Source organism: Candidatus Jidaibacter acanthamoeba (assembly GCF_000815465.1).
Lineage (GTDB): Bacteria > Pseudomonadota > Alphaproteobacteria > Rickettsiales > Midichloriaceae > Jidaibacter > Jidaibacter acanthamoebae.
In genome coordinates, this window is record NZ_JSWE01000058.1 from 97,545 (window position 1) to 112,729 (window position 15,185).

At 34.6% G+C, this 15,185-nt stretch carries 17 protein-coding genes, 1 tRNA gene and 1 riboswitch; of the genes, 5 read left to right on the forward strand and 13 right to left on the reverse strand.

Annotation, left to right across the window (positions count from 1 at the left end):
* Window positions 1-17: 17 nt before the first annotated feature.
* From NF27_RS01845 to ffh, 4 genes are read right to left on the reverse strand one after another with little or no spacing between them, the layout of a single operon-like run.
* The gene (locus NF27_RS01845) at window positions 18-572 is read right to left on the reverse strand and encodes a response regulator transcription factor (protein ID WP_039455182.1); all 555 of its coding nucleotides are present in this window, start codon (window positions 570-572) and stop codon (window positions 18-20) included.
* Between the two features lie 3 nt (window positions 573-575).
* Window positions 576-1,022 carry an outer membrane protein assembly factor BamE gene (locus NF27_RS01850; RefSeq protein WP_039455183.1) on the reverse strand — a complete coding sequence of 149 codons (447 nt, stop codon included), beginning with the start codon at window positions 1,020-1,022 and terminating at the stop codon, window positions 576-578.
* The gene (locus NF27_RS13130; RefSeq protein WP_267880531.1) at window positions 1,012-1,134 is read right to left on the reverse strand and encodes a hypothetical protein; all 123 of its coding nucleotides are present in this window, start codon (window positions 1,132-1,134) and stop codon (window positions 1,012-1,014) included. The genes NF27_RS01850 and NF27_RS13130 overlap by 11 nt, the downstream gene beginning before the upstream one ends.
* Entirely contained in the window at window positions 1,127-2,470 is a 1,344-nt protein-coding gene (gene ffh / locus NF27_RS01855) for a signal recognition particle protein (protein ID WP_039455185.1), read from the reverse strand. Before ffh ends, NF27_RS13130 begins: the two co-directional genes overlap by 8 nt.
* 84 nt (window positions 2,471-2,554) lie before the next feature.
* On the opposite strand from ffh, the gene hemW reads away from it, so the two are divergent.
* Together hemW and NF27_RS01865 are read left to right on the forward strand one after the other, a co-directional pair.
* Window positions 2,555-3,673, forward strand: a complete 1,119-nt coding sequence (gene hemW, locus NF27_RS01860) for a radical SAM family heme chaperone HemW (protein WP_161791765.1) — start codon at window positions 2,555-2,557, stop codon at window positions 3,671-3,673.
* A gap of 4 nt (window positions 3,674-3,677) precedes the next feature.
* On the forward strand, window positions 3,678-4,130 hold the full coding sequence (locus tag NF27_RS01865) for a 23S rRNA (pseudouridine(1915)-N(3))-methyltransferase RlmH (protein WP_039455337.1): 453 nt from the start codon (window positions 3,678-3,680) through the stop codon (window positions 4,128-4,130).
* Between the two features lie 70 nt (window positions 4,131-4,200).
* On the opposite strand, the gene aspS is transcribed toward NF27_RS01865, so the two are convergent.
* The gene (aspS, locus tag NF27_RS01870; protein WP_039455187.1) at window positions 4,201-6,030 is read right to left on the reverse strand and encodes an aspartate--tRNA ligase; all 1,830 of its coding nucleotides are present in this window, start codon (window positions 6,028-6,030) and stop codon (window positions 4,201-4,203) included.
* 139 nt (window positions 6,031-6,169) lie between these two features.
* On the opposite strand from aspS, the gene rpoZ reads away from it, so the two are divergent.
* Together rpoZ and ccmE are read left to right on the forward strand one after the other, a co-directional pair.
* On the forward strand, window positions 6,170-6,523 hold the full coding sequence (gene rpoZ, locus NF27_RS13215) for a DNA-directed RNA polymerase subunit omega (RefSeq protein WP_052646492.1): 354 nt from the start codon (window positions 6,170-6,172) through the stop codon (window positions 6,521-6,523).
* A gap of 112 nt (window positions 6,524-6,635) precedes the next feature.
* Window positions 6,636-7,097: a cytochrome c maturation protein CcmE gene (gene ccmE / locus NF27_RS01880; protein ID WP_039455189.1), complete on the forward strand. Its 462-nt coding sequence runs from the start codon at window positions 6,636-6,638 to the stop codon at window positions 7,095-7,097.
* Between the two features lie 316 nt (window positions 7,098-7,413).
* On the opposite strand, the gene NF27_RS01885 is transcribed toward ccmE, so the two are convergent.
* The 8 genes from NF27_RS01885 to NF27_RS01920 all read right to left on the reverse strand — a co-directional run bounded on the left by NF27_RS01885 (window position 7,414) and on the right by NF27_RS01920 (window position 13,244).
* Entirely contained in the window at window positions 7,414-8,691 is a 1,278-nt protein-coding gene (locus NF27_RS01885; protein ID WP_152606816.1) for an ankyrin repeat domain-containing protein, read from the reverse strand.
* 125 nt (window positions 8,692-8,816) lie between these two features.
* Window positions 8,817-9,089, reverse strand: a complete 273-nt coding sequence (locus tag NF27_RS01890; protein WP_039455192.1) for a hypothetical protein — start codon at window positions 9,087-9,089, stop codon at window positions 8,817-8,819.
* A gap of 55 nt (window positions 9,090-9,144) precedes the next feature.
* Window positions 9,145-9,420 carry a hypothetical protein gene (locus NF27_RS01895; protein WP_039455193.1) on the reverse strand — a complete coding sequence of 92 codons (276 nt, stop codon included), beginning with the start codon at window positions 9,418-9,420 and terminating at the stop codon, window positions 9,145-9,147.
* Between the two features lie 391 nt (window positions 9,421-9,811).
* Complete coding sequence (locus NF27_RS01900; RefSeq protein WP_039455194.1) at window positions 9,812-10,711, reverse strand: ankyrin repeat domain-containing protein; 900 nt, start codon at window positions 10,709-10,711, stop codon at window positions 9,812-9,814.
* A 116-nt stretch (window positions 10,712-10,827) separates the two neighbouring features.
* A complete protein-coding gene (locus NF27_RS01905) occupies window positions 10,828-11,022 on the reverse strand; it encodes a hypothetical protein (protein WP_039455196.1) in 195 nt (64 codons plus the stop codon).
* A gap of 52 nt (window positions 11,023-11,074) precedes the next feature.
* The gene (locus tag NF27_RS11560; RefSeq protein ID WP_068981992.1) at window positions 11,075-11,677 is read right to left on the reverse strand and encodes a hypothetical protein; all 603 of its coding nucleotides are present in this window, start codon (window positions 11,675-11,677) and stop codon (window positions 11,075-11,077) included.
* A 27-nt stretch (window positions 11,678-11,704) separates the two neighbouring features.
* Window positions 11,705-11,780: transfer RNA gene (locus tag NF27_RS01915), tRNA-Ala, on the reverse strand.
* 63 nt (window positions 11,781-11,843) lie between these two features.
* On the reverse strand, window positions 11,844-13,244 hold the full coding sequence (locus NF27_RS01920; protein WP_068981993.1) for a sodium:solute symporter family protein: 1,401 nt from the start codon (window positions 13,242-13,244) through the stop codon (window positions 11,844-11,846).
* Window positions 13,245-13,305: 61 nt separating this feature from the next.
* Window positions 13,306-13,403, reverse strand: a riboswitch (TPP riboswitch).
* 162 nt (window positions 13,404-13,565) lie between these two features.
* On the opposite strand from NF27_RS01920, the gene NF27_RS01925 reads away from it, so the two are divergent.
* Window positions 13,566-15,116: a leucine-rich repeat domain-containing protein gene (locus tag NF27_RS01925; RefSeq protein WP_039455198.1), complete on the forward strand. Its 1,551-nt coding sequence runs from the start codon at window positions 13,566-13,568 to the stop codon at window positions 15,114-15,116.
* The last annotated feature ends 69 nt before the right edge of the window (window positions 15,117-15,185 follow it).

Genomic DNA, 15,185 nt, shown 5'->3' on the forward strand with positions numbered 1-15,185 from the left:
AGCGTTGCAGCTTATAATTAAATTTCAATATACAAAAATTTATTTTTATAAGTTAAAAAGTCAGGGAAGCTGCTTTCAATCAATTTTTGTTTTAAACGTGAAAGATGCACCTCAACCGTTGAGGTTTCGGTTCCCGTAGAATATTCCCAAATTTCTTTTAATAACTCTGATTTTGGTATTCCTCTTGGGTAATTATTAACCAGGTATAAAATTAATTTTGCTTCTTTCTCAGTTAAAATTATTATATTTCCTTCTAATTCGAGCGTTCTTTTGCTAGGAAAAAATTTAACTTTATTTATGGCATAAATTTTTTGGTTAAGTTTATCTATAATAAGTTCAACTAAAGATATAAGCTTGAAAGGTTTGCTTAAATCCGCTTTAAATTTTGCACTAATAACAATTTGATTATCCTTAACCGTTTGAGGTATAACCTCATTAAAAATACATAGATCTGGATGGCCGGAAATAATACCGGATTCTTCAAAAAACTCTATATTAAAGGATTTTAGAGAAGGGACTTGCTCTAAAGCACATTTAAGAAGAGTAGTCCCGCCTATAATTGCAATTCGCATTAACTAAAACTGTTTCGGGCTTTTAGGTTTATTAAATTTACCTACATTACTGAATATTTGCTCAAGAGGAGTCATGGTATTACCTTTAAGCTCAGTTGTACCGCTGGCGTAATTAATATTGCGTGCCTCATTTAGAGTGTAGCTTTTAATATTCTTAATAACTTTTTGTCGGTTAAATGTAATCTCAAGCACATCTTGTGCTACCGTGTGAGGATGAAAGAATGCCTCACTTTGTTGCTGCATGGATATATAGTAATAAGTTTTATCCCCGAAATCCGAAGTAGTGGTTGGAGAGCCAAGTAATTCTCTGGTTTCTTCTTCATTAGTTTGACCGATTTTTAATGAGCTGATTTCCTTTTCATCAAAGCTATAACCATGAAAATGTTCATGCTTGGCGCAAGCAGATAATAAACAAACAGTCGCTATCAATAATATATTTCTAATTTGCATTTTGTTTTACTTCCTTTTGTTTTTTTTGTGCTTTTCTTCTTAATAAATTTTGTCTTAAAGCTTCAGAAAGCTTCTTAACATCTTTTTTAGGAGGCTTTTTTTCTTTAGACATTCATCATTTTACCTAATTTTGCAAGCTGTTTGTGATCCATTTTACCGACTTTCTTAACCATATTACTCATTTCCAAGTGTTGTTTGAGTAAGCGGTTAATATCCTGTACTTTAGTTCCCGAGCCGTTTGCAATCCTAACTTTTCTGGAAGCATTTATAATTTTCGGGTCACTTCTTTCCGCTCTGCTCATTGAATTAATAATTGCTTCCTGCTTAGTAAACATTTTATCATCGATTGCCATGCTACCTATTTGGTTTTTTAATTTGCCGAGTCCCGGAATCATAGAAAGCATTGAACCGATACCTCCCATTTTCTTTAAGTTTTTAAACTGGGCAAGCATATCATTTAAATCAAATTGGCCTTTTTGTACTCTCTTTGCTAAAGTTTTTGCTTCTTCTTCACTTACCATTTCTGCAGCTTTTTCAACAAGTGAAACTATATCACCCATTCCTAAAATTTTGGAAGCTGCTCTTTGCGGGTGAAATTCTTCTAAATCACTTAATTTTTCGCCGATCCCTATGAACTTAATAGGTTGCTTGGTTACACATCTCATGCTTAAGGTTGCTCCGCCTCTGGCATCCCCATCTACCCGAGTTAGGATGACTCCGGTAATCCCTACTTTTGTATTAAATTCCTTGCCAATATTAACTGCATCCTGACCAGTTAAGGAATCGACTACTAAGATAGTTTCAACCGGGCTTGTCAGGTCTTTAACTTTGTTCAACTCTTCCATCAGTTCAGGGTCGGTATGTAACCTTCCGGCCGTATCTAATATCAGAATATCAAATCCGTTGGTTTTAGCCTCTTCTAAAGCTCGTTTAGATATCTTCTCAGGCATTTCGTTTGCCACTATCGGAAGGGTGGTGATATCAATTTGTTTGCCCAGTACTTCAAGTTGAGCTTGGGCTGCGGGGCGATAAACGTCAAGTGAAGCAAGTAAAACTTTCTTCTTATGTTTCTTTCTAAGTAATAAAGCAAGTTTTGCAGCAGAGGTGGTTTTACCGGAACCTTGCAAGCCGACCAGCATGATGACAACCGGAGGTGTAGCCGCAAGATTTAAAGCCTGATGGTCACTGCCTAAAATCTCGGTCAACTCATCGTTTACAATTTTTATTACCATCTGTGCGGGTGAAATGCTTTTAACTATTTCACTACCTACTGCTTTAGCTTTTACTTTATCAATAAATTCCTTAACTGCCGGAAGTGCAACATCCGCTTCGAGTAAAGCAATCCTAATTTCACGCATTGCCTCGCTGACATCGGATTCATTAAGTAAACCCTTGCGTTTAAGTTTATCAAAGATTTTAGTTAAATTATTACTAAGGGAAGAGAACATAAGTATTTATTGCTATTTTTAGAAGTATATGATAGTGATTACTCATCTTATTTTCAATTATTTTTATTAAATAAAGAATCTATTTTGTCCGATTTCCTTTCCATATACGTCCATTGGCCGTTTTGTAAGTCAAAGTGCCCTTACTGTGATTTTAATAGTCATGTAAGAAACGCAGTTGATTTGAATCAATTTATTGATGCCTACTTAATTGAACTTGATAGTTATCAACATGTGCTGAACGGCAAAATTATAAAAAGTATTTTCTTCGGCGGGGGGACTCCTTCACTGGCTCCGCCCGTATTTTTTGAAAAAGTGATTAATAAAATTTCAAAATACTCAACACTTGCTCCTCAAATAGAGGTAACTTTAGAGGCTAACCCTACTTCTTCGGAAGCTAAAAAATTTTATGATTACTCAAGAGCAGGAGTAAATAGGGTATCAATCGGAATACAAAGCTTTAATCAAAAATATTTAAAGTTTTTAGGCAGAGAACACTCGGCTGATGAAGCAAGAGAAGCAATTTTCTATGCTGCAAAGTATTTTTCCCGGTACAGTTTCGACTTAATTTATGCGCTTCCCGAGCAAAGTTTGAAAAGTTGGGAAGAGGAACTTAGCGTTGCAATAAAATATACTAATAAGCATATGTCAGTTTATCAATTAACTATAGAAAAAGGTACCCAGTTTTACGGAGATTATAAAAAGAAGAAATTTACTATGCCGAATCAGAATATAGCTGCAGATTTCTACTATATTACTCAAAATATTTTAAGTAAGTACGGTATGCCGCAATATGAAATATCTAATCATGCGGCAGCGGGAGAGGAATCAATACATAATATGACTTACTGGGAGTACGGTGATTATTTGGGTATCGGGGCTGGGGCACACGGGCGATATACTTTTAATAGCATAAAGTATGCAACCGTTAATACTCATTTGCCGGAAAAATGGCTTAAGCAAATTGAAGAAAGAGGTAATGCTCTACAGCATAAAGAAGAGCTATCAGAGGATGAGCAAAATGAGGAAAAAATAATTATGGGGTTAAGGTTAAGTAAGGGGGTAGATAAAAAGCTGTTATTTAATAAGAGAAAATATAAGCAGCTTTTAGAGGACGGGTACTTAGATGAGGGGGAGAATTTAGTGCGTGCAACTGAAAAGGGAAGGTTGGTTTTAAATAGGTTAATAAGCGAATTGATTGTGTAAGGCAATGGAAATAGTAATTAAAGCCTTAGGAAAAGAGAAATCTCAAGAAATTAAACAGCTGACCCAAGAATACTTAATGAGAACCAGGTGGCAGATTTCTATTCAAGAGTATGAGCTAAATAAAAATTTAAGTGAAAATGAACAAAAGCTACAAGAAGGAAAATGGCTAATTAGCAATATTCCTGATAATACTTTTATTTATGTTTTGGATGAGAAGGGTAAGCAGTATACAAGTCATGAATTTTCCTCGGCCTTAGTTAAAAATCAGAGTATTTATAAAAACATTTATTTTCTGATCGGTGGTGCTTTCGGTTTAAGTGAAGAGGTAAAGCAAAAAGCTAATACACTGATTGCATTCGGTAAAATGACCTTCCCTCATAAGCTGGTAAGATTAATGCTGGTAGAGCAGCTTTATAGAGCTTATTCAATAGTTAACGGCCATCCCTATCACAAGTGATTAATAATAAAAAAGCTCCCGAAAATTATACTTTTAGGAGCCTTCTACTTAAACTTATTTTTTTAAAATCTTATTTGCTTTCGCTTACTTTAAGCTTTGGAGAAAGCATAATATGCAGCTCTTTCAGTTGCCTTTCACTTACCGTATTAGGTGCGTTCATCAATAAATCCTGAGCGCTTTGATTTAACGGGAAGGCGATAACTTCTCTAATATTAGGTTCATTAGCAAGAAGCATTACAATCCTATCAACTCCGGGAGCTAAACCACCGTGAGGAGGAGCACCGTATTTAAACGCCTTGATCATACCGCCGAATTTGTTATCAACCTCTTCTTTCGAATAGCCTGCAATTTCAAAAGCTTTATACATGAGGTCAGTTTTATGATTTCTGATTCCTCCGCTTGAAAGTTCGATACCGTTACATACTATATCATATTGGAAAGCTTTAATTGCCAGTTTCTTTTCAGTAGTATCAGCTGCATTTAATGCTTCTAAACCACCTTGCGGCATGGAAAACGGGTTATGAGTAAAATCAATTTTTTTCTCATCTTCATTCCATTCATAAAACGGGAAATCTGTAACCCAACAGAATTTATAAATATTTTTTTCAATTATGTTTAGTTCTTCGCCAAGCTTTGTTCTTACCCTACCTGCTATTTTTGCGGCAGTAGAGGCTTCTTCACAAGCAAAGAATACCGAATCCCCGTTTTCAAGTTTTGCAATATCTTTTAGAGAAGCTAACCTATCCTGATCCAAGAATTTTGCAATCGGGCCTTTAGCGCTGCCGTCTTGAGCAAAAGTTATATAACCTAGGCCTGTAGCTCCCAGTTCGGTTTGTGCAAATGATATCATTTTATCGAAAAAGCTTCTCGGCTGTTCGGAAGTCTTCGGTGCAGGTATAGCACGAACAAGTGAGCCTTTTTTAATTCCCTCTCTAAATATAGTAAATTCCGAATCGGTAAATACGGAAGTAGCATCTACAATTTCGATATTGATTCTTAGATCAGGTTTATCACTACCGTATTTAAGCATTGAGTCATGATAGGTAATCCTTGGGAACGGAGCGGGGGTAACCTCAAATTCTGAAAATTTTTTAAATGTGCTGTAAAGCACCGGTTCAATGGTATTAAATACATCTTCCTGGGTAACGAATGACATTTCGATATCAAGCTGATAAAACTCGCCTCCCGAACGATCGGCTCTTGCATCTTCATCCCTAAAGCAAGGAGCGATTTGGAAATATTTATCGAATCCTGAAATCATAAGTAATTGCTTGAACTGTTGTGGTGCTTGGGGGAGCGCATAAAATTTACCTGGATGGAGTCTGCTCGGCACTAAAAAGTCTCTGGCGCCTTCAGGTGAGCTTGCAGTTAGGATCGGAGTCTGAAATTCTATAAATCCTTGCTCAGTCATTTTTTTACGTAAATGTGCAACAACATTATTTCTGAGCATAATATTTTTATGCAATTTTTCCTTTCTTAAATCCAAAAATCTATATTTAAGCCTTAAATCTTCCGGGAATGGGAGCTCGCTATTTACATTAAGCGGAAGCATCTCAGCAATCGATTCACTGGTGAAATCTTCAATTATAACTTCAATTTCACCGGTGGAAAGCTCATTATTCATAGTCTCTGCCGATCTTCCGACCACAACGCCGGTTACAGTTAAGACACTTTCAAAACTTAGTGAGGTGAGTTCCTCGTATTTTTCTTTACTTATTCTGATTAAATCCTGATCCTGATCGGATGAAACCACTTGAGTTATTCCGTAATGGTCTCTTAAGTCTATGAAATAAATACCGCCGTGATCGCGTTTTCTGTGCAGCCATCCTGAAAGTTTAACTTTTTGGCCGATATGAGATTTATTTAATTCCCCGCAGGTATGGGTTCTATACTTATGCATAATATTCTCAGTAATATTTTATGTTGAGATGTTATAACTTAATACAAACTTTTATGCAAACATTGTAAGTGTGTATTGCAAAAGTTGCATTTGAAAATATTTTAATTATACTGGGTGCAAATTTTTGTTAAGAGTTATTATGGCGCGCGTAACTATTGAAGATTGCATTGAACGGATTAAGAGCAGGTTTGAACTGGTTGTTCTTGCGGCACAAAGAGCTAAGGAAATATCATCGGGAGCCAGGCTTCTTATCGAGCGAGATAATGATAAAGATGCAGTAGTGGCTTTAAGGGAGATTGCAAGTGATGCTATCGATGCTGAGACTTTAAGGGAATCCGTGATCAAAAAGTACTTAACCAGGTCTGTGGTTGAAGAAGAAGATCTACCTGATAGCGATGATAATTTAGAAATCCAACAGGATATGGCTAAGTTTACTTTCCAAGCTAAAGATGTAAAAGGGATGTCTTATGAAGATGAAGACTTGGATGAATAAATATTTTAAATGTTTTATGTTTTAATTTCTTATTCCGTCACTTTTGCTTTACTGCTAATCCTAGCGGGAGCAGTATATTTTAAGTATAAACGTTTAAAGTATTTATATCACAATGCCGTTAATAAAAAGAAATAAGGCATGGAAGCGACGTGCATATATAATAGCAATTTTTGTGCTGTTTTTTGCCGTGGCGATTGCTATAACTTTAAAAGTCTTTAATGATAATATTGTATTTTTTTTGAATCCGACTGAGCTTAAGGAAAGAGAAGCCGAATTTAGAGGCAAAGAGTTTAGGGTAGGGGGATTGGTTGTCGCAGGCAGCATTAAATATCTTAAAGATAAGGAAATATTGCAGTTTAGGATTACTGATTTAAATGAAGAGCTTACTGTTCAATATAGGGGCATAATCCCAAATTTATTTACTGAAAACCAAGGAACGGTGGCATTAGGTAAACTTGTTGATAATAAAGTATTTATTGCCAGGGAACTGCTTGCTAAGCATGATGAAAATTATATGCCCAAAGAAATTGCCGATTCCTTAAAAAAATCAGAGCACTGGAAAAGTAAAAAATAAAGTTACTACATTGCTTTTTTTACTACTTTTGTAGAAGATAATATCAATCAGTTTATTATTATATATTGCCATATTAATTAATATATATTTAATTTTAGAAAAGTTTTTATGGTTGTGCCTTAATTAATATTGAATTTTACCTGTATTTTATAGTAATAATAATGCTGTACCAAAATAACATGTGATTAAGAATTAAAAATATTGGATGGCTGGATAAGGGTTTGGCACTGAATTTACTGAATATACTCTGTAATCTTTCTTTGTTTCTAAGAAAGGTGAAGTGTATTATATTCCACTCTCTTATGCCAAGTTCAGGTTAACTTATCTTTATCTGTTCTCCTTCACTTCTAATTGCATATTTTTCTACATAGGATTGAGGAATAGTATCTATTACCTTATTAACCCCTTCTATTATCGCATGCCTAACTTTATCATTACTTTTATTAACTAATCGTACTAAGGTTTTATACATTGCCTTCATAAGTTCGGCTCTTAACTCAGGGAATACATAGTCGTCAAACTTCTCTAATCTTGTCCCAAGTATAGGTGAAATAAGGTTAGTCATTTCCTCTATCTTAATTCTCATTTGCCTTTTATTATATTCTTCACAAGGCTTTCCTTTAACCCAGTTAATTATCTGTTCCAGTGCAAATGATGTCCAGCTGATTATCTTCTCTGTAAATGTGCCCTGAGGCTTAGCATCATCATTATATGCCTTAACTGCCGTGGTTGCCATAAACCTTGAAGTTTTTTGTATGTGATTTTGAATAACTGCCTTTCTTAATTCTTCCATGTAATCAATTTTAGGGGAGTGTTCTTTAATAAATCTAGGGTAACCTTCCAGCAATATTTCTTTTGCGCATCTTTGCTTTAATATCTCTAAAGCTTTAACGTCTTTTAAAAGGGCGCTAGTAATTTTTGGGAATTCCGATTCGCTTACTAATGAAGAGGTAGCTATATTTGTTATATATAACTGTAGCTCGGCAGGCATATTGCTTAGCATAACGCTTTGATTAATCTCAATCCCAACTAAACTTCTGCCGAAGTTATCTACATAATCATAAAGTAAATTAAATTTATTTTTACTTTCTAGTTCTAATGATTCCAGGCATTTTTTCAATTCATAAGCATTTGCGGACAAAAAACCTTTAATACCATGTGCAAGAAGTAATAAAGGAATACTAATATCAGGGAATTCCAACCTAGCATCTTTAGAATAAAAGAGATCAGGCTTTCTTTCTAAAAGCCAATATTTTATTTTTACCCTTTCATCTTGAGAATAATTATTAACATATGTATATGCATTTTTTTCATATTTACTAATCGAATTAATGAAATTTGGATTCTTTTCATAAAGCCATTTCATTACTTTGAAATGTGATCTTTGGGTAGCAACTAGAAATGCATTCTCTCCAGTCTCGTCAACTGAATCGATGAAACACGGTTTCTTTTCATACAACCATTGTACCACCTCTAATGAGCCACTAGAAACAGCTTCTATAAATACATTACTTTTCTTCCGACCAACAGAATTAATAAAATTTGGGTTCTTCCCATACAGCCATTGTACCAACTCAAGGTCGTTATCTTCGATAGCATATTATATACCCACCAGGGGTGCTTACGATAAATAAAATCCGGTTTTCTCTGGTATAACCACTCCCTTACTTCTGGTTGTCTAACTAGGACACGGTGTGAAAGTATACCACTTCCACAATCTTATAGGCTAGGATCTATAGTAATCAATTCATCATTGCTACCAATTTCATCTTCGTTCTCAGACCACCTTGCGAGTTTAAAAGGTGTGTTATTATTACCTTTGTTTATTACCGGAGGTTCTACTATTTTTGGAATGTTAGATTCTAATATAGTTAAATTGGCAGGCATAAATTGGAATTTATATCCTAGTTCAGAAACCAAATTACCGGTTCGAGAGTAAATATTATAGCTACCCTCAGCGCTATTTGCATCGGGAATTGTAAAGCTCGGCATACCGGTAAAGCTACTCTCGGTCGTATCTCCGTCAATAAAGCCGCTAATGTAATAATTAAAGCTTTTCGGTAGAGGTTTCTCCTCTGGTTATTTTTAGGTTATCCGTGCTTATTGTTAAGCTTGGGGCTATGCTATACAGTAAGCCGTTACCGCTTGTTGCTGCAACTGAAACCGGAGTGTGGCTTGTGTAGCTGCGATTATATCGTTTGAAATCGGCGGATAACCCGTTAAGATGGTTATTTGCAGGGGTAGTTGAATAAATCCTAGCTTTAAGTTTAGAATGAAATATACTTGTAAAATATCTAAGGATATCTCTATTATTACTCAACATTGATTAATGTGCATATAGTATCTACCTTCATACAACATAGGTAACCTGAGTTAAATATAAGGAACTAGCTGTAACGCATACTATAAAGGGTTGCGAGAAAGAATTAAGAGGAAATAATCAGTTATTATATATAAAATACGTTTGAAACTATAGAATTTCCTTTGCCTCGCTCAGCTAGTTTTATATGGCGCCGCAAGTTTTTATATTACAGGAATTTATTAAAATAATTATGAGCCCAAAGTTGTTTCTTACGTAGAATTCAGATTAAGGAATAAACATATGCAAAAAAAACTGTTCTTATTGATTTAAAAAACAGTCTTTATTTTTTTATTAATAACATTTATAAAACCGAAACACCTACCACACCTGCAAGGCATTTATATAAATACCCTTAAAACCCCCTTACCACCGGTTTCTGTTCTTCTCTATTATCAGCTGAATTTCTCAAGTCTTTACCGAGCCTAGGTCTTTTAACCTTAGGATCAGCCCAACATTTTTTCTCTTTGTTTTCTGAAGGTTTTTCAGGTGAAGATTCATCCGCGGGTTTTACAAGTCCAGTATTTCTGGAATCCTCTATAGCTCCTGTAAACCCATGTTCACGTTTTCTAGAACCCCCTACAGCTCCTACTCTTTCTCCGGGGCTATATCCATTTCTTTTAGCTTCAACTTCCCTTTCAGCTGCTTCAAATTCTTTTATTTTTTCGGGATATAGTTTTCTGTATAGTTCTTTCGCAGAATAACTCCTTGTAACTACTTCCTCACCATCTACAATATCTCTTAATTCAAAAGTACGCATATCAGGATCAGCACCAAATTCAAGTAAGCATTTATAAATCTTCACTTCACCTGTTCTGGCAGCTAGATGTAAAACTGTACTACCTTCTTCTGCTCTTCTTGCATGAATATTAGCACCACGTCCCATAAGTAAAGGGATAAGTTCAAGACAATGCATAGTTAAAATAGAGTTATGTAACGGAGTCTCCCCTTCTTTATCAGTTAAATTGACCTCAGCCCCCCTTGCTAGAAGCAGCTTTGCTATTTCCATATACCCATTACGGGCAGCTACATGTAAAGCAGTAGTACCAAAGTAATCTTGGGAATTGACATCTAATTTTTCATGTTTCAGTAGGAACTCAACCACATTAGTATACCTATAGTTAGTTGCGTAATAAAGTAGTCCGGCTTCGCTTCCATCTTTCTCATTAATATCTCCCCCCTGTTCTAAAAATGATTCAAGATGCTCTATTGACTTTTTTCCATAAATATCTAATATTCGTAAACTCTTTTTCATTTTTTGCCTTTTTTGTATTTTAAAAAATTATAATTTACTATTTTAAATAAATCAATAATTTGTATAATTAACGTTTAATGAATGGTAATAAAAGTTATATTGCAAAACTACTTCTTTTATCCAAGAGATCTACCGTCGTCTTTTTGCTTACCTTTATCCGTTCTAGATCGTTTAATTTGAGCAACGTGGCCTTCTTCGTTCTTTGTATGGTTGGCTGGCCTACCTATTCTATCTGTTCTCTCATCATTTAATTTTTCCCTTTCATCATCTCCACCCTTTCTTTTTTTATGTAATATAGATATGTCTCTCAAGTAGTATTTTTATTTTGAAATAATCTTTTCAAAGCCCTCTAGGAACAGGTTGTTAACCTCTATCAGCCAAATTTCTAGCGTCTTCACTATATTTAGGTCTTTCAGTTTCAGGATCAACCTTACATTTTTTCCTTTTATTTTTGTTTTCAGCTGATGAGTCATCCGCTCCTTTTTCAAGTGCAGGGTTTCTAGAATCTTGTACAATTTGTCTAAAACTACGTTTTTTAGAGCCCTCTACAGCTTCCTCTTTTTCTTCAATTTTATAACTTTTTTCTTCTACTTCCTTAGATACTAATCGTGTTTTAGCCATTTGCCTTGTAAACTGATCAGGAAATGGTTCATTGGTAAGCTCATTGAGAGGAATTGCGCTATCTAGAGTATATTGTATGGAAGGAAAGCCGGGATCTATCAACCATTCTAGGAGATCGGAGTGAAAGTTTAGAGTTATATCAGCATTTAATAATTGTTGTAAAAATTCTCTGAAAGGGAAATAGCTTTCTTTAGATGATTTATTACTATTAAAATTTAATATTATTTCACGAGGATACTCTTCAAGTCCTTCTTCAGCACCAATACGAACATTAACGAAGCCATACTTTTTTGCTTCCTCTTGAATTCTATTCCTGCAGCTTATTAGCTTTTCTACATTTAACATATTCTTTCTCTTTATTCTTATTTTACCTGGTGGAGCCAGGCGGGATCGAACCGCCAACCTCTTGAATGCCATCCAAGCGCTCTACCAACTGAGCTATGGCCCCTATTTTAAAAGAGATATGGTCAGAAGTATTAGCATAACTTTTAATAAATGAGAATAGTATTTTTTAAAAGACTTTGCATATAAGTTTTTTTATACATCTCTCATATAAAAAAATAAAGTTATAAACTGTTAAGGTAGCAATAAGCCCAAAGTAAAATGCTTCTATTTTTATATTATTGAAAAAGACATCCTTTATTAGCATTATGCTCATACTTAAAAAAGCAGTAAATATAAATGCATTATCCGAGATTTTAGTTTTGATGAAATAACTCCAAATAATCGGGATAATTAAAAGAGCGCCAAAATATCCTTCCAAAGTTATCCAAACATCTTCAATTACATTATCAAATTGAAGTGCAATAATTATGGTGAGGAAGCCAATTGATAACACACTTAGCGTTCTATATCCGACTGAGGCGGTATATTTCTTAGGTCTAAGGTCATAAGAAAAAAGTGTGCTACCGGCAAAAATAAATGAATCCAATGTTGATATAACCGTTGCCGTGATTCCTGCAAGAAAAATACCCCGAAAGCCGGAAGGGAGAATTTGTAAGCCGAATAACAGGTAGGCATTTAACGAATTAGCATCAGGCATATGCACTTTGGCGTACATCCCGCCCAATGTAGTGCAGATATCAAAAATTATCCAAAAAACTGTGGAAATAATTATTCCCTTTTTAGCTATGAGTGGGCTGCCTGCCGCCATACATCTTTGGTAAAAAACCGGGCTTATCAGGGTAGCTGAAAATGCGATAAATAACCATAATATAATAGTGCTGAATTCATGCTTGCCGGAAAGAGTAAAATAATGGGGAGGTAAATTTTCTACTAACACCAGCGGATTGCCTATGCTGTAAAATGAAAATATTACTACCGTTATTACCCCTAAGTACATACAGCAAAACTGCAGGAAATCCGAGTATACCACTGACCTGAAATCGCTTATGCAGGTATATAACACGACTACCGAAGTACCCGCTACAATTGAAAGTGGAAGCGATAAATCGAACATCGTTTGAATAAAAGCGCCAAGGCTTAGGGCATAAGTTATCGGTAATGCTTTAAAAATAAGCAGTATTGCAGCAAGCTTAGCAGATTTTTCGCCGTAAGTTTTTTTGATTAAATCAGGAAAAGTAAGGGCATTTTTTTGATGTATTTTTTTAACCAGAAAATAGGCGAAAATAATATAAGCAATATACCAAAACAGCCCTTGGGTAATGAAATTATATATCCCGTGCTCAAAAGCAATCTGCGTTACCCCGAATACCCCACCGTACCAGGAGGAGACCAGGGTTGCAACAAACAACGGTAGGGTCAGTTTCCTACCCATCAGGATATAATCCTTGTCGCTTGCTTTAGAATTCAAATTTTTGAGCCGGCGTACGATAATCACCCCTATTGAGAGAGTAATCCAAATAGCGAAAACACTTAAGTCAAGGAGAGATAGGTTGTTCATAATTTGCATATCTTAGCCTTTAAATTAAATAGCCGAATATGCAGCAAGAGAGAGTGCAGATGTAAAATAGATTAATAGTTTTACACACTCCCTCCGCCAGCACTATCCGGATCAGGTTATAAGGGTTTTTCTCAGCTATTATTATTAATAGCACCCCTGGTGATTTATATTGGAAATTTATATAAAAAAATTAGGTATATGCAAGCATAAAATTCTTATGAAAAATATTTTATAAATATTAAGTTTAAAGTTTATATAATTGCTTAAGGTAAATATTGACGGAGTAGCGAGCACTGTTAATGTTGTTTGAAAATAAAATGAAGAGAAAAAATGCGCGTTTCCGAGATGAGCATTATAGGGAAAGATATGAGAATCAATACAGAAGTAATAATTTCAAATAGCAATGAGCATTCTGTCTCTCTACATTTTAGAGGCAAAATAATAGGGGATGAAGAAATTTCGAAAATAATAGAATTTGTAAAAGATCATGAGCCAATTACTTCGCTTGTATTATCATGCAATATGCTAGGGGTTAAAGAGGGTAATCTTATAGTGGAAATATTAAAGAAAAACCAGTCTATTATTTATCTTGGGCTTATGTTTAATCTGTTAGGGAATAAGGGAGTGGAAATATTAGCAGACGGGTTGAGAATTAATAATACCGTTAAGCGTTTCACATTTCGTAAAGATAGAAAAGAACCTGAGGAAATGGAAGCAATTAATAATATTTTAAAAGAAAATAATTCCATTACTACTACTGATTTTTTATATAATGAAACAAACAACGATGGGTTGGAAGCAATCATTGATATGTTAAAAGAAAATAATTCTATTACTGATGTTGATTTTCAATGTAATGAAATAGACAATGAGGGAATGGAAGCAATCACCGAGATGTTAAAGAATAATAGTTCTATTACTAACCTTGATCTTAGTTATAATAAAATTAAATGTGAAGGCGCAATAAAATTAGCAAATTTATTAGCAACCAATAGTTCCATTAAACAACTTAATCTTTCAGGTAATGAAATCAAATCCTCAGGTATAACGGCCTTAATAAATGCACTTAAAATTAATAATTCAATTTCAATTTTTCATTTTAATAGAATTGAAATTAGAGATCAGGAAGCATTCATAATAGCAGATATGTTAAAAGTTAATACCTCAATTGTCTCAATTATGCTTGCATGCCATGAAATAGGAAATGAAGGAATAAAAGCAATAGCAGAAGTATTACAGGGAAGCAAAAATATTACTCAAATTTGGTTATTAAGCGATTCATTAAAAATTGACGGCATCAGAGAAATAGATAAAGTGTTAGAGAAAAACAGGTTAATCTTAGATTGTTTGGTTGGGTATAATTTATTTGGTCATGAAGAAGGAAAGCAGGCAATAACTTCAATTGAAATGAATATAGATAGAAACCAAAAAGCCTTTGAATCAAAATGCCGGGCTGTTGAGAAAGGAGAGCTGGATAAATTTAACATGCACCATATTAAAACATTTATACTCATGCTAAAATATAAAATTGGAAGCGTGGGAGCTGAGTCTAAACTGTGGTATATAGATATAGAAAATAAAGTAATGAGCTATTACCATGAAAATTTCTTAAGGCTTAACGGGGTGGTTAAGGATATTAATAACGATAATAATATCGATAATCCTGACTATATTGATTTCACGCCGTCATTCCCTACGGAAGTGTGGGCTAAGATAGGTAGTTATGTAGGGATAAGCGGTATAAATCATGCCAATCAAGATAATTCTAAAAATAATGAAGAAAGAGAGCGGGGGGAAGGATTCGCGGCAAGAGAAATGAGGAGAAGAGATAAGGATAGTAAGGAGTTTGAGAATGCAGCGGTAAATAGAGGAAGGGAGTGAAATAACAAAAGAGCTGTATATGAGAAGCCCAGGAGGATTAGAGTTGCCAAGCTGATTTTTTTTGATTAC

Bases quoted from the DNA above. Each gene is read 5' to 3' on its own strand.
- ffh (WP_039455185.1), bottom strand. From the start codon at position 2,470: ATGTTCTCTTCCCTTAGTAATAATTTAACTAAAATCTTTGATAAACTT.
- NF27_RS01900 (WP_039455194.1), bottom strand. From the start codon at position 10,711: ATGAAAAAGAGTTTACGAATATTAGATATTTATGGAAAAAAGTCAATA.
- NF27_RS01920 (WP_068981993.1), bottom strand. From the start codon at position 13,244: ATGCAAATTATGAACAACCTATCTCTCCTTGACTTAAGTGTTTTCGCT.
- NF27_RS11560 (WP_068981992.1), bottom strand. From the start codon at position 11,677: ATGTTAAATGTAGAAAAGCTAATAAGCTGCAGGAATAGAATTCAAGAG.
- NF27_RS01845 (WP_039455182.1), bottom strand. From the start codon at position 572: ATGCGAATTGCAATTATAGGCGGGACTACTCTTCTTAAATGTGCTTTA.
- NF27_RS01925 (WP_039455198.1), top strand. From the start codon at position 13,566: ATGCGCGTTTCCGAGATGAGCATTATAGGGAAAGATATGAGAATCAAT.
- aspS (WP_039455187.1), bottom strand. From the start codon at position 6,030: ATGCATAAGTATAGAACCCATACCTGCGGGGAATTAAATAAATCTCAT.
- ccmE (WP_039455189.1), top strand. From the start codon at position 6,636: ATGCCGTTAATAAAAAGAAATAAGGCATGGAAGCGACGTGCATATATA.
- NF27_RS01890 (WP_039455192.1), bottom strand. From the start codon at position 9,089: ATGCCGAGCTTTACAATTCCCGATGCAAATAGCGCTGAGGGTAGCTAT.
- NF27_RS13130 (WP_267880531.1), bottom strand. From the start codon at position 1,134: ATGTCTAAAGAAAAAAAGCCTCCTAAAAAAGATGTTAAGAAGCTTTCT.
- NF27_RS01850 (WP_039455183.1), bottom strand. From the start codon at position 1,022: ATGCAAATTAGAAATATATTATTGATAGCGACTGTTTGTTTATTATCT.
- NF27_RS01895 (WP_039455193.1), bottom strand. From the start codon at position 9,420: ATGTTGAGTAATAATAGAGATATCCTTAGATATTTTACAAGTATATTT.
- rpoZ (WP_052646492.1), top strand. From the start codon at position 6,170: ATGGCGCGCGTAACTATTGAAGATTGCATTGAACGGATTAAGAGCAGG.
- NF27_RS01865 (WP_039455337.1), top strand. From the start codon at position 3,678: ATGGAAATAGTAATTAAAGCCTTAGGAAAAGAGAAATCTCAAGAAATT.